Origin of the sequence: Curtobacterium oceanosedimentum (assembly GCF_040545555.1) — a bacterium.
In the GTDB taxonomy this organism is placed as follows: Bacteria; Actinomycetota; Actinomycetes; order Actinomycetales; family Microbacteriaceae; genus Curtobacterium.
The window spans coordinates 26950-39207 of sequence record NZ_JBEPMD010000017.1 but is presented as its reverse complement, the minus strand read 5'-3'; the positions used below and the strand labels follow the sequence as shown (position 1 = coordinate 39207).

General features: G+C 72.2%; 13 protein-coding genes. 3 read left to right on the top strand and 10 right to left on the bottom strand.

From position 1 onward, the window contains the following. Positions 1 to 6: 6 nt before the first annotated feature. From ABIC52_RS14840 to ABIC52_RS14830, 3 genes are all read right to left on the bottom strand, one after another. The gene (locus tag ABIC52_RS14840) at positions 7 to 708 is read right to left on the bottom strand and encodes an SDR family oxidoreductase (RefSeq protein ID WP_126892620.1); all 702 of its coding nucleotides are present in this window, start codon (positions 706 to 708) and stop codon (positions 7 to 9) included. A 104-nt stretch (positions 709 to 812) separates the two neighbouring features. After that, positions 813 to 1874: a YihY/virulence factor BrkB family protein gene (locus ABIC52_RS14835; RefSeq protein ID WP_354027682.1), complete on the bottom strand. Its 1062-nt coding sequence runs from the start codon at positions 1872 to 1874 to the stop codon at positions 813 to 815. A 3-nt stretch (positions 1875 to 1877) separates the two neighbouring features. Next, positions 1878 to 2399, bottom strand: coding sequence for a hypothetical protein (locus tag ABIC52_RS14830; protein WP_209676357.1), 522 nt, complete (start codon positions 2397 to 2399; stop codon positions 1878 to 1880). A 63-nt stretch (positions 2400 to 2462) separates the two neighbouring features. Between ABIC52_RS14830 and ABIC52_RS14825 the strand changes: the two genes are divergently transcribed. Then, on the top strand, positions 2463 to 3203 hold the full coding sequence (locus tag ABIC52_RS14825) for an MBL fold metallo-hydrolase (protein WP_354027681.1): 741 nt from the start codon (positions 2463 to 2465) through the stop codon (positions 3201 to 3203). A 297-nt stretch (positions 3204 to 3500) separates the two neighbouring features. Here the strand turns inward: ABIC52_RS14825 and ABIC52_RS14820 are convergent, their stop codons facing one another. From ABIC52_RS14820 to ABIC52_RS14790, 7 genes are all read right to left on the bottom strand, one after another. Then, positions 3501 to 4544: a Gfo/Idh/MocA family protein gene (locus tag ABIC52_RS14820; RefSeq protein WP_354027680.1), complete on the bottom strand. Its 1044-nt coding sequence runs from the start codon at positions 4542 to 4544 to the stop codon at positions 3501 to 3503. Between the two features lie 196 nt (positions 4545 to 4740). Then, positions 4741 to 5667, bottom strand: a complete 927-nt coding sequence (locus ABIC52_RS14815) for a prenyltransferase (RefSeq protein WP_126891532.1) — start codon at positions 5665 to 5667, stop codon at positions 4741 to 4743. Next, positions 5664 to 6140, bottom strand: coding sequence for a lycopene cyclase domain-containing protein (locus ABIC52_RS14810; protein ID WP_354027679.1), 477 nt, complete (start codon positions 6138 to 6140; stop codon positions 5664 to 5666). Before ABIC52_RS14810 ends, ABIC52_RS14815 begins: the two co-directional genes overlap by 4 nt. Next, positions 6137 to 6499: a lycopene cyclase domain-containing protein gene (locus ABIC52_RS14805; protein ID WP_354027678.1), complete on the bottom strand. Its 363-nt coding sequence runs from the start codon at positions 6497 to 6499 to the stop codon at positions 6137 to 6139. Before ABIC52_RS14805 ends, ABIC52_RS14810 begins: the two co-directional genes overlap by 4 nt. Beyond that, on the bottom strand, positions 6499 to 8163 hold the full coding sequence (gene crtI / locus ABIC52_RS14800; RefSeq protein ID WP_354027677.1) for a phytoene desaturase family protein: 1665 nt from the start codon (positions 8161 to 8163) through the stop codon (positions 6499 to 6501). The genes ABIC52_RS14805 and crtI overlap by 1 nt, the downstream gene beginning before the upstream one ends. Then, positions 8160 to 9077 (bottom strand): phytoene/squalene synthase family protein, encoded by a 918-nt coding sequence (locus ABIC52_RS14795; RefSeq protein ID WP_209676339.1) that lies wholly within the window; start codon positions 9075 to 9077, stop codon positions 8160 to 8162. The genes crtI and ABIC52_RS14795 overlap by 4 nt, the downstream gene beginning before the upstream one ends. Next, complete coding sequence (locus ABIC52_RS14790) at positions 9074 to 10132, bottom strand: polyprenyl synthetase family protein (protein WP_209676335.1); 1059 nt, start codon at positions 10130 to 10132, stop codon at positions 9074 to 9076. Before ABIC52_RS14790 ends, ABIC52_RS14795 begins: the two co-directional genes overlap by 4 nt. A 21-nt stretch (positions 10133 to 10153) precedes the next feature. On the opposite strand from ABIC52_RS14790, the gene idi reads away from it, so the two are divergent. Together idi and ABIC52_RS14780 are read left to right on the top strand one after the other, a co-directional pair. Next, positions 10154 to 10696, top strand: a complete 543-nt coding sequence (gene idi / locus ABIC52_RS14785) for an isopentenyl-diphosphate Delta-isomerase (RefSeq protein ID WP_126891535.1) — start codon at positions 10154 to 10156, stop codon at positions 10694 to 10696. 170 nt (positions 10697 to 10866) lie between these two features. After that, complete coding sequence (locus tag ABIC52_RS14780; RefSeq protein ID WP_126891536.1) at positions 10867 to 11886, top strand: LacI family DNA-binding transcriptional regulator; 1020 nt, start codon at positions 10867 to 10869, stop codon at positions 11884 to 11886. Positions 11887 to 12258 lie beyond the last annotated feature (372 nt).

Here is a 12258-nt window from a genome sequence, read left to right as displayed (position 1 = left end):
GGGGGGTCAGCGCTTCCGGGTCGGCCGGATCGCGAGCGACTCGATCGTGCCGCGCTCCGGCAGGTCGACCACGGTCCGGACGGCCGCGGCGACGTCCTCGGGCGCCAGGTAGTAGGCGGTGTCGTAGTCCTCGCCGAGCTTCTCGGTCAGCGCCCGCTGCATGTCCGAGTCGGTCCGGCCGGGGTGCACGCTCGAGACCCGGACGCCGTTCGCCCGTTCCTCTTCCCGCAGGGCGTCCGCGAAGGCCCGGAGCGCGAACTTCGACGCCGCGTACACGCCGCCTCCGGGGCCGGCGGTGAATCCGGACCCGCTGTTGATCGGCACGACGATGCCCCGCGCTGCCCGGAGCGCGGGGAGCGCCAACCGGGTCAGTTCGGCGACCGCGAAGACGTTGGTGGCGAACACCTGCTCCCACACGTCGCGCGGTGTGTCAGCGATCCGCGTGCCCTGCTCGACCCCGGCGCTGTGCACCAGGACGTCGAGCGACGCCGGTAGCTCCGGCACGTCGCCGGCGCCGAGGTCGCCGACGAACGGCGCTGCACTCGGGAGCTCGGCCACGAGCGCGGCGACCGCGTCGGCGGAGCGGCCACCGACCAGGACGTGGTGGGTGCGTCCGAGCTCCAGCGCGATCGCGCGGCCGATGCCGCGGGTGGCCCCGGTGACGAGTGCGGTCGGACGGTCAGCGGTGGCGGGTGCGGTGTCGGTCATGCGTCCCACCCTACGGAGCGGGCGTGACGGGCCGGTGCCGCGCCTCCCGGCTGTGGACGATGACGCCCACCGAGCGGGGTGTGCAGGACCGGCCGGCCACCTGCTCAGTCCTTCGTGCGCCCCGCGCTCTCACGGATCTTGATCCCCTCGAGCACGTCCTTGGCGTGCTGCTCGTCCTGCTTCTCGATCTGGCGGGTGTCGCGCTCGGGGAGCTGGATGTCCTCCTCGGCCCGGATGCCGGCCTGCAGCTGACGGCCGCGCTCGAGCTCCGCGTCGAACTCCGCACCGAAGAGCAGCGCGTTGTTCGTGATCCAGATCCACAGCAGGAAGACGATGACGCCACCGAGGGAGCCGTACGTCGCGTTGTAGTTCGAGAAGTTCCCGACGTAGAAGCCGAAGCCGACGCTCGCGATGATCCAGATCGTGATGCCGACCAGCGCGCCGCCGCTCACCCACTTGAACTTGGACTGGCGGATGTTCGGCGCCCAGTAGTACAGCACCGCGACGACGACGATCATGATCGCCAGCAGGATCGGCCACTGCACGATCGAGACCACGAGCGCGGCGGCGTCGCCGAGGCCGATGACGTCGCCGAACGTCCGGGCGAGCGGACCGGAGACGAGCACGAGCAGCCCGAGGACGAGCAGCACGACGGTGAACACCGTGACGCCGAGCATGGTCGGCCGGAGCTTCCAGATCGGTCGGCCCTCGCGGACGTTGTAGATGCGGTTCATCGCACGGCCGAAGGCGCCGACGAAGCCCGACGCGGACCACAGGGCACCGAGCACACCGACGATGAACGTGATCGGCGCCGCGGGCGAACGCACGAGCCCCTCGACCGGGTCACGGAGGAGCTCGGCGACCTGACCACCGCCGACGTTCGTGACGACGTCGAGCAGGGTGTCGATCGTGTCCCGCGGGTTCGAGACCAGGCCGAGGATCGACACGATCGCCAGCAGACCGGGGAAGAGCGCGAGCACCGTGTAGTACGTCAGGCTCGCCGCCAGGTCGGTGCACTGGTCGCTGGTGAACTCGCGCAGGGTCTTCTTCAGCGTGTACGTGAACGACGGCTTCGTGAGGTCGGTCGGGCTGTCCGGCTTCCGGGGGTCGTCCGGCGCCGGCTTGTGCTGCATGTCGTGCTGCAGGCTCTTGTCCTTGTGCGCCATGGTCTAGCCCTTCGCCTTCGCGATGGCCTTCGCCGCCGCCTTCGACCGCGCGGCGGCCTGCTTCCGGTTCTTCGTCGCGCGGCGCTGCACCGCGGCGATGCCGGCGCGCTGCTTCACGCGGTTCTTGTGCACCGGGTCGCGTTCGAGCGACTCCTCGGCCGCCTTGCGACGGGCCTTCCGCCCCTTCCGCCCGCCGCGAGCCTGGTCGGCGTCGGGCTCGCCGCGCGCGCCGAACGGCAGGAGCGCGGTGAACGCCGTCGAGGCGGCCGGACGATCGAGGTGGCCGGCGTCGGTCCGCCCGATGCGCGTACCGAGGACGATCGCCGCGATGCCGGTCACCGCGGTGACGCCCATCGCGATGAGCGGCGTGGGGTCACGGTGCCACCGCTGCTTGGCCTTCGCCACCGCGAGCCGGGTGCGCGCGGGGACGTCGGAGCGCCTCCTGATCTCGCTGACGCTGTCGGTCAGGCGCTCACGCGTGCGCACGTTCGCGAGCTCGAGCTCGGGGATGCTGTCCTTGGCCATGCCTCGTGCCTACCAGGCGGTCCCCGGCATGGCACCGAGCGACCGCGGTCTACGGTGCAGGCCATGCTGTTCCGGGACGTCGCCGAGGGGATCCACCGCCTCGAGATCGCACACACCAACACCTACCTGGTCGAGACGGGTGACCGGTTGCTCGTCGTCGACGCGGGGCTACCAGCCGCCTGGCCGCACCTGCTGCTCGCCGTGCACGACCTCGGGTACTCGCCCGACCGCGTCGAGGGCCTGCTGCTCACGCACGGGCACTTCGACCACGTCGGGACCGCCGCCCGGATGCACCGGGAGTGGGGCACGCCCGTGTTCGTGCACCCGGGCGACCGCGACCTCGCGGCGCACCCGTACTCGTACCGGCCGCAGACGAACCGCTTCGGCTTCGTCGCACTGCACCCGGGAGGGCTCGCGCCGCTCGGGCGGATGCTGCTCGCCGGTGCGGCGACGGTGGACGGGATCGCGGAGACGCTGCCGCTGGCATCCCGCGCCGACGTCCCCGGCAACCCGTGGATCATCGAGACGCCCGGGCACACGGACGGGCACGTGGCGCTGCACTTCGCCGACCGCGACGCGCTGATCGCGGGCGACGCCCTCGTCACGTTCGACCCGTACACGGGCGGGATCGGCCCGCGGGTGGTGGCGCCGGCCGCGACGTCGGACGTCGACGAGGCGGTCGCGTCGCTCGGTCGGCTCGAGGACACCGAGGCGCGGCACGTGCTGCCCGGCCACGGCCCCGCGTTCGACCGGGGTGTGCGGGCGGCGGTCGCCCAGGCCCGGCGCGCGGCCGGCGCGGCGTAGCGCGGCGCCGGCGCCGGACCCGAGACTCGGGCCCGGCGACGGTCCTCGCACCCGCGGGCACGAGGACCGTCGCGCAGCGCGAGTCTCACGCCCGGGTCTCCGGACGGGAGGCGCGTGGCGGCCGCGCCACGCGCCTCCCGTCCGTCGTCGGCCGCGTTCTCGCGCGCCCGTTCCTTCCCAAACCGGTTGCGATGGCAGGTGGGAACGGGCGTACCTGGTCGAACGGAACGACCAGGTACGCCCGGATCCGCCAGGTACGCCCGGAAGCGCCGGGTTGGGAGGCGGAACGCGAGCGCCCTACTCGGGCAGGACCACGTCCTCGGGGCGACCGGACGCTGCCGAGCGGCCCGCGGCCTCCATGAGCGCCAGGCTCCGCAGGTTGTCGCGGCCGCTCGTCTCCGGCGCCGCGCCGCCCTCCACCGAACGCGCGAAGGCCTGCAGTCCCCCCTGCCGGTCGGTGTGCTCGAGGGTCGGCAGCTCGACGGCCTCGGCCTCGGCGTCCTGGTCGGCGCGCAGCGTCACCCGGTCCCCGGCGATCTCGCTCGGCGACCCGTCACGGCTCGTGAACCAGATCTCCCCGTCCTCGCCCTGGATGCTCCACTCCCCCGCCCACGCGGTGCGGGGAGCCCGCGAGAGCCAGCTGCCGCGGTAGCTCACGACCAGGCCGTCCTCGAGCTCGATGATCATCGACGTCACGGCCTCGTCCTGGTACTTGCTGTAGCTCGGGTAGGACGCGCGGGCGTAGACGCGGACGGCCTCGAGCCCGGTGATCATCCGGAGCAGGTCGAAGTGGTGGATCGCCATGTCGTTGATCATCGGGTGCGGGAACCGGTAGTGCGGGTAGGTCTCGACGGGCTGGTCGTTGTCCCACTGCCGGAAGTCGATGCTGATCGCGGACAGCTCGCCGAGCTCCTTCGCCGCGAGCATCTCCTTGACCGCCCGGGGCGCCGGGTACCAGCGGTAGTTCTGGCTGACCTGCAGGACCAGGCCGAGCTCCTCGGCACGGCGGACGGCCGTGAGCGCCTCGTCGGTGGAGTTCGCGAACGGCTTCTCGACGAGGACGTGCTTGCCGGCCTCGAGGGCCTCGAGCGCGAGCGGCACGTGCGTGACGGCCGGTGCGGTGATGACGACCGCGTCGGCCTCGACCCCGGCGAGCGCCTCGGTGAGCGAGGCGAACGCGGCGGCTGCCGGCAGGCCGAGGTCCTCGCGCACGGCGTCCAGCGTCGCGGGGACCGGGTCGACGAGCCCGACCACCTCCACTTCGGTGACCTGCGGGATGGCGGTGCGGGCCCAGTTGCCGCCCCAGCCTCCGAGACCGACGTGGATGATGCGGACCGTCATGCGTGCACTCCTTCGTGACCGGCGCCCCACGACTCCCGCGGCGCGTGCGTCCAGTCTGTCAGGCCGACGACGGCTGTCGTGCAGGACCGCCGGGGCCCTGTCGATGGAGCAGGAAGTGTCGGGTGCTCGCTACCGACCCGACGTCTTCTGCGCCATCGATGCACGTCGGCCACGCACGAGTCGGCATCGCGCTGCGTCAGTGTGTCAGGGCGTAGACGATGAGTGCCATCGTCACGATGAACCCCGCCAGGTAGTTGATCCAGAGGAACCGCTTCCACCCCGCGTTCGCCGCCTCGGCCCCCGCGTCGGTGACGTTCCACCACGGCAGCACGTTGAGCGCGTACGGCACGACGACGATCGCCGCGATCGGCCCCGGGAAGTCCGAGAACAGCAGCGCGACACCGGCCACGAGGTACGCCACGAACGCCAACCGGACCGTGGCCCGGGCGCCGATCACCGTCGCGACGGAACCGATGCCCCCCGCGCGGTCGGCCAGGACGTCCTGTACGGCACCGAACGCGTGCGAGGCCACCCCCCACAGGAAGAACGCCACGCACACGGCGACGAGCGCCCCGGTCCAGTGCGGTCCGGCGAGCGCCAGCCCGTAGACGGCCGGGGACACGAAGTGCGTCGACGAGGTCAGCGAGTCGAGGAACGGCTTCTCCTTGAAGCGCAGCCCCGGCGCCGAGTACGCGATCACCGCGAACACGCTGATCGCGAGCACGAGCCACGACCACGGCCCGTTGCCGCTCCGGGCGCCGAGCACCACGAGTGCGATGAGGAACGGCACGTTCGTGACGACGACGGCCCACAGCGTGGTGCGGTGCACGCTCTTGTCGAGCAGCGCACCCTCCACCCCGCCCTTCCGCGGGTTCCGCAGGTCCGACTCGTAGTCGAAGACGTCGTTGATGCCGTACATCGCCAGGTTGTACGGCACGAGGAAGTACACGACGCCGACCAGGAACGCGACGAGCGAGAACCCGCCGCCACCGTCGAGACCGACCCCGCTGCCGAGCAGGTACGCCGCACCGAAGGGGTAGGCCGTGTTCACCCAGCTGATCGGACGCGACGACACGAACAGGGCGCGCGCGGTCGACGGTCTGGAGGCACTGCTCACGGTCACGGGGTCTCCTCCGGTCGACGGGGTGGCTGGGTCGGCGTTCCGACCGTACCGGTCCCGCGTCCCGCCCCGCGGACGGTCGGGTGGCCGGGCGACCGGTCGGGCGCGCGGTCGTGTGCCCGACCGCGCGGGCGCTCGAGCAGGACCCAGCAGCTCGGCAGCAGCAGGGCGGCGCCGATCGAGTACGCGAGGTCCTCGACCGGGAACAGCCCGACCCGGGCGCCGGAGATGAGCGCGTCGTCGTAGGCGACGATGCCGAGCCCGACGATCACGTTGTTGAAGAGGCCGGTCATCACGAGCAGCGCGATGCCGGCCGCGACGGCGCTGACCGTACCGACCACGCCGACGACAGCACCGGTCCGCCGCCGACCGGCTCCACGGCGGCGGGCGGCGACCACGCCGGCCACCACGGCGACGAGCGCGGCGAACGCCAGGAACGGAACCGCGAGCAGGGCGTACGTCGCCGTCCCGGTCACGCGCGCGACTCCTCGTCGACCGCGTCCGGCGAGCCGGCACGGTCGAGCCGCCGGGCCACGACCGGACGCAGGGCGCCGAACAGGTCCATCGTCGTCCAGCACAGGAGCACGAGGAAGAAGACCTCCTCGAGCGGGACCTCGGGCGCGAGCAGCACCCCCGTCAGCAGGTCGTTCCGCCCGATGAAGAAGATGCCGAGGTGCACGCCCGCGACGTCCCACACCAGGAAGAACACGAGGCCGATCGCCATCACCGCGGCGGCGCGCAGCGGGCTCCGCCAGAAGAACAGCCGGTACCGGGCGTCGAGCACCGCGATGCCGGCGATCGACACCAGGAGTCCGGCGAGGTAGGTCCCCGGCATCAGCCCGCGGTCCGGGCGGACCCCGCCGTCGACGACCCGGCCGGCCCCGACGTCGGTGCCGGCAGCGACGTCGGCAGCGGTTCGGTCGACGTGTCGCCGTGGATGCGCTTGAGCAGCACCTCGGCGCTGATCAGGCACATCGGCAGCCCGATGCCCGGGGTCGTCGAGGCGCCCGCGTAGTAGAGGCCGTCCACCTTGCGGGAGACGTTCGCCTCGCGGAAGAACGCACTCTGCGCGAGCGTGTGCGCCGGCCCGAGCATCGACCCGCTCCACGCGTTGTAGTCGTCGGCGAAGTCCTGCGGGCCGATCGTGCGGCGCACGCGGATGCGGTCGCGCAGGTCCGGGACGCCGGAGCGCTCCGCGATGACGTCGATCGCGCGGTCGGCGATGCGCTCGACCTCGGCGTCGCCGGCACCGTCGATCCCGCCCTTGCCGATCGACAGGTCGGCGGGCAGCGGCACCAGGACGAACAGGTTGCTCGACCCCTCGGGCGCGACGGTGTCGTCGGTGAGCGAGGGCGCGCAGACGTAGATCGACGCCGGGTCCGGCACGTGCCGGTCCTTGCCGAAGATCGCGCCGAAGTTGGCCTCCCAGTCGGCGGTGAAGACCAGCGTGTGGTGCAGCAGCCCGGGCACGGGGCCGTCGACGCCGAGGTAGACGAGCACGGCGCTCGGCCCCGGGTCGCGCTTCCGCCAGTGCGGCTCCGGGTAGGTCCGGTGCTCCGCGTCGAGCAGGTGCAGCTCGGTGTGGTGCAGGTCGGCAGCACTCACCACGAGGTCGGCGGGGACCGTGTGCGACGCACCCGCAGCGTCACGGTGCACGACGCCCGTGACGTGCCCGTCCTCGACGACGATCCGCGCGACGGTGGCACCCGTCGTGATCGCCGCGCCCTCACGACGGGCGACCCGCTCGACGGCCGAGATCACCTCGGTGATGCCGCCCTTCGGGTAGAGCACGCCGTCGGCCAGGTCGAGGTGGCTCATCAGGTGGTACATGCTCGGCGCGGCGTACGGGCTCGTGCCGAGGAACACCGCCGGGTACCCGAGCACCTGCCAGAGCCGGCGGTCCCGCACGGCCTTCGAGGCGAACGTCGACAGCGGCTGCAGCAGGAGCCGGGCGAGCTTCGGCAGGCGACGGAGCACGTCCGGGGCGGCGAGCTTCGTCAGGTCCTGGAACGTCGTGTAGAGGAAGCGGCGGATCGCCATCGCGTAGGTGTCCTCGGCGGAGTCGAGGTACTTCCGCAGCCGATCGCCGGCTCCGGGCTCGATCGACTCGAAGAGCGCGATGTTCGCCTCGCGGTCGGCGCGCAGGTCGATCGGCTCGTCGTCGCCCTCGCTGTACACGCGGTACCCCGGGTCGAGCCGGACGAGGTCCATCTCGGCCTCGGCCGTGGTGCCGAGCAGTCGGAAGAAGTGGTCGAACACCTCGGGCATGAGGTACCAGGACGGGCCGGTGTCGAACCGGAAGCCGTCCCGCTCCCACGACCCGGCGCGGCCGCCGAGCTGGTCGCGTTGCTCGAGCACGGTGACGGCGTAGCCGTCGCGGGCGAGCAGGGCGGCGGACGCGAGTCCGCTGATGCCGCCGCCGACGACGACGGCACGCCGGGCCGGCACCACGCGCTGCGACGCCGGCATGGACGGACGGGAGGCGCGGGGCGGGGTCATGCACGGCCTCCAGACCGGTGGTGGGCTGCACGGGACGACAGCGGTGCTCGGCCGGCGAGCACGCGCGCGGCGAGCTGCGCCTTGACCGGGTTCGGGACGCGCACGCGCGTCGTCACCAGGCGGTCCGCCGGGCAGGCGGCGATCCGGTCGTTGAGCTCCTGGAACAGGGCGTGCGCGAGACCGACGGCCTTGCGGGCGTCGACCGGGAGCAGCGGGACCGTCAGCGCGGCGCGGTCGAGGTCCGCCTGCACGTCGGCGACCAGGCGGTCCTTCGTCGCCTCGTCGAACGTGCGGACGTCGACGCCCGGGAAGTACGAGCGGCCGAGCACCTCGAAGTCGGCGTGCAGGTCGCGCAGGAAGTTCACCTTCTGGAAGGCCGCCCCGAGCGCCCGCGCCCCGTCGACGAGCACGGCGTCGTCGAAGGTCGGCCGACCGGCGCGGTACACGAAGGCACGCAGGCACATCAGGCCGACGACCTCGGCGGAGCCGTACACGTACCGGTCGAACGACTCCTGGTCGTGCTCGGTGCGCTCGAGGTCCATGCGCATCGACGCGAAGAACGGCTTCGTGAGCTCCGGCCCGAAGCCCGTCGTGCGGGCGGTGCGGGCGAAGGCGTGCACGACGGGGTTCACCGAGAAGCCGAGCGCCATCGCACGCTCGGTGTCGGCCTCGAGCTCGTCGAGCACGGTGCGCGCCAGGTCGTGGTCGAGTCCGGCCTCGGTCGCGGGGCCGTCGACGACCTCGTCGGCGACGCGGACCAGCGCGTAGACGTTGCGGATGTGCTCGCGGGTGTCCTTGGCGAGCAGTCGGCTGGCCAGGCCGAACGAGGTCGAGTAGCGCTCGATGACGACCCCGGAGGCAGCCTCGGCCGTCGCGTCGTACAGGGGCAGACGCGGAGGTGCGGTCTGGGTCACCGCACGCGCTCCAGCAGTTCGGACACCAGGTGCTCCAGTCGTTCGGCGAGCTCGTAGGGCAGGGCCGCGAGCTCGGCGCGGGCGAGGGCGGCGTGCTCGGCGATCCGGGACTCGGCCGCCGACTTCGCGCCGCAGGTCTCCAGGGTCGCACGGAGCTCGGCCGCGCGTTCCTCGCTGAGGTCGGGGTCGCCGAGGTAGGGCGCGATGTCGTCCCAGCAGTCGGTGGTCGCGGCGTACGCGATGAGCATGGTGCGCTTGCCCTCGCGCAGGTCGCCGAGCACGGACTTGCCGGTCACGGTCTCGTCGCCGTAGACCCCGAGCAGGTCGTCGACGATCTGGTAGGCGATGCCGATCTCGCGACCGAAGGCACCCAGGGCGGCCACGACGGACTCGTCCGCGCCGGCGAGCACGGCCCCGGACTGCAGCGGCGCCTCGAACGAGTACACGCTCGTCTTCGCCCGCTCCATCGCCAGGACCTCGTCGACGGTCGGCATGACACCCAGCGCGAGGTCGACGTCGGTCATCTCACCCGCGGCACTCGCGAACACCGCGTCGTCGAGGATCTCGAGCAGGCGCGCACGACGGTCGCCGGTGACACCGGACGCCTCGACGAAGCGTGCGGCCGCGACGAGGGCGAGGTCGCCCGCGATCACGGCGGCGCTGAGCCCGCGGTGCTCGGCGGTGGGCAGCGCCAGGCCGCCCGTCGTGCCGGTGTCGCGGAAGGACCCGGCGACGTTCGGCTCCCCGCGGCGCGACCAGTCGCGGTCGATGACGTCGTCGTGCACGACGAGCGCGGTGTGCAGCAGTTCGTAGGCCGCGGCGACGTTCGCGGCGGCGTGGGCGTCCGTGCCGCCGAGCCCGGCGTACGCGGTGAGGACCATGCGCGGGCGGAAGCGCTTGCCGCCCATGCTGGCTCGACGGAGCACCCGCCAGAGTTCCTCGGACGGTCTGCCGAACCGACGCGCACGGGCCGACGACACCGCGAAGAAGCGTTCGATGCAGTCGTCGACCAGTGCGAGGTCGATCTGCGCCACGGTGGCCGCTTCCTCGCTCATTGGCCTAACCTATCGGGGCAGATGAACACTTTCCCGGAATCCGTCGTCCTGCTCGCCGAAGACCGCACTCCCATCGGCACCGCCGAGAAGTTCGCGGTGCACACCGAGGACACCCCGCTCCACCTGGCGTTCTCGTGCCACGTGCGCAACGTCGAGGGCAAGGTCCTCGTGACCCGTCGGGCGCTCTCGAAGAAGACGTGGCCGGGGGTCTGGACGAACACGTTCTGCGGGCACCCCGGGCCGGACGAGGCCTTCGAGGACGCCGTCGCCCGCCGCGCCTCGCGCGAGCTCGGCATCACGGTCCGCGACGTCGAACTCGTGCTGCCCGACTTCCGGTACCGCGCGGTGGACGCGTCGGGCATCGTCGAGAACGAGGTCTGCCCGGTGTTCCGCGCCGTGACCGACGACGTCCCGGCGCCCGCGGACGACGAGGTCGCCGAGTACGCCTGGCTCTCCGAGGACGAACTGCGCGCGTCGGTCGCCGCGGCGCCGTTCGCGTGGAGCCCGTGGCTCGGGTGGCAGCTCACCGAGCTCGAGCAGCAGGGCCTGCGCGTCACCCGCTGAGCGATCGCTCACTCGACGCGCGTCTGGTCGCCGGGTGACGTGCGCGCTGGTCGCGGTCGGCTCCGACCAGGACACGGCTGGTGTGCAGCCCGGGGACGTGCATAATGATCTGGCTCGGGATGTGAACGTGCACATCGAGGTGCCACGGCCCCGGGCGGGAGAGAGCAACGATGGCGTCACCGCGGACACAGCAACCGCGCTCGCCCAGCATCCGCGACGTCGCGCGGGTCGCCGGCGTCTCGCACCAGACGGTGTCGCGTGTGCTCAACAACTCGGACGCGATCCGTGCGGAGACGAAGGACCGCGTGCTGGCCGCGATGGAGCAGCTGCAGTACCGGCCGAACCGCGCCGCGCGGGCCCTGGTCACGAGTCGGACGCACACCATCGGCGTGCTCACCGCCCAGCGGTCGCACTACGGCCCGGCCGCGACGATGCAGGCCATCGAGGACGCCGCCGTCACGCGCGGCTACTCGGTGACGACCTCGAACATCGCCGCAGCCACCGACGAGGCGGTGCGGGACGGACTGGGGCACCTGCTCGACCAGGACGTCGAGGGGATCATCGTCATCGCGCCGCAGCAGCGCGTGTTCGACCTGATCGAGGAGCTCGGGATGCGGACGCCCTACGTGGCGCTCCGCACCAGCGGCGGGGACGAGCGCTCGACGCTCTTCATCGACCAGATGGAGGGCGCCCGGCTGGCGACGGCGCACCTGCTCGACCTCGGCCACGAGTACGTGCGGCACATCGCCGGCCCGCAGGACTGGATCGAGGCCGAGGCGCGGATGCAGGGGTTCCTGCGCGAGATGTCCGACCGGGACATGCCGGTCGTCCCGCCGATCCTCGGGGACTGGACCGCGGACTTCGGGTACCACGCGGGCCGTGAGCTCCTGCGGTACCGCGACTGCACGGCGATCTTCTGCTCGAACGACGCGATGGCGCTCGGGGTCATGCACGCGGCGCGGTCGTACGGGCTCGACGTCCCGGGTGACCTGTCCGTGGTCGGCTACGACGACATCCCCGAGGCGAAGCACCTCTGGCCGCCGCTGACCACGGTCGAGGTCGACTTCCCGGAGCTCGGTCGTCGCTGCGTCGAGCTGCTCCTGCCGTCCGAGGGCCACGCGCTCCGCCCGGTCGACCTCGTGCCGCAGCTCGTGGTGCGCGGCTCGACGGGCGCGCCGCGGCGTCGCTGACCCGACCACGCGTCGGCCGGGAGGCCGGTGGCGGCCCCGCCCCGCGCCTCCCGTCCGTCTGTGGAGCAGAAGACGTCGGGTACCGCCGCCGGACCCGACAGTTGCTGCTCCACCGATACCTCTCGTCGCCGACCACCCCACCTCGGGGGGCGTCAGCACGCGGATTCCGCCGGATCACGCGGGCCGTTACAGAAACGCGACCGAACCGAATTGACAGCCGCGACGGGGCTGTGCGTAAATTACCTCCGTTCCGCCGATGTGAACGGTCACATGACCGTCACACCGAGCAGGACACCGGACGCGACAACGAGGTCCACGCAGGCACTCCTGCGCCCCCGATGCCGCACCTCACCACCCGAAGGACTGCCGCAC

What these genes read in the sequence shown, in the direction of transcription:
- crtI (WP_354027677.1), bottom strand. Translation starts at nt 8,163, where the DNA reads ATGACCCCGCCCCGCGCCTCCCGTCCGTCCATGCCGGCGTCGCAGCGC.
- ABIC52_RS14825 (WP_354027681.1), top strand. Translation starts at nt 2,463, where the DNA reads ATGCTGTTCCGGGACGTCGCCGAGGGGATCCACCGCCTCGAGATCGCA.
- ABIC52_RS14805 (WP_354027678.1), bottom strand. Translation starts at nt 6,499, where the DNA reads ATGCCGGGGACCTACCTCGCCGGACTCCTGGTGTCGATCGCCGGCATC.
- ABIC52_RS14840 (WP_126892620.1), bottom strand. Translation starts at nt 708, where the DNA reads ATGACCGACACCGCACCCGCCACCGCTGACCGTCCGACCGCACTCGTC.
- ABIC52_RS14835 (WP_354027682.1), bottom strand. Translation starts at nt 1,874, where the DNA reads ATGGCGCACAAGGACAAGAGCCTGCAGCACGACATGCAGCACAAGCCG.
- idi (WP_126891535.1), top strand. Translation starts at nt 10,154, where the DNA reads ATGAACACTTTCCCGGAATCCGTCGTCCTGCTCGCCGAAGACCGCACT.
- ABIC52_RS14790 (WP_209676335.1), bottom strand. Translation starts at nt 10,132, where the DNA reads ATGAGCGAGGAAGCGGCCACCGTGGCGCAGATCGACCTCGCACTGGTC.
- ABIC52_RS14780 (WP_126891536.1), top strand. Translation starts at nt 10,867, where the DNA reads ATGGCGTCACCGCGGACACAGCAACCGCGCTCGCCCAGCATCCGCGAC.
- ABIC52_RS14820 (WP_354027680.1), bottom strand. Translation starts at nt 4,544, where the DNA reads ATGACGGTCCGCATCATCCACGTCGGTCTCGGAGGCTGGGGCGGCAAC.
- ABIC52_RS14830 (WP_209676357.1), bottom strand. Translation starts at nt 2,399, where the DNA reads ATGGCCAAGGACAGCATCCCCGAGCTCGAGCTCGCGAACGTGCGCACG.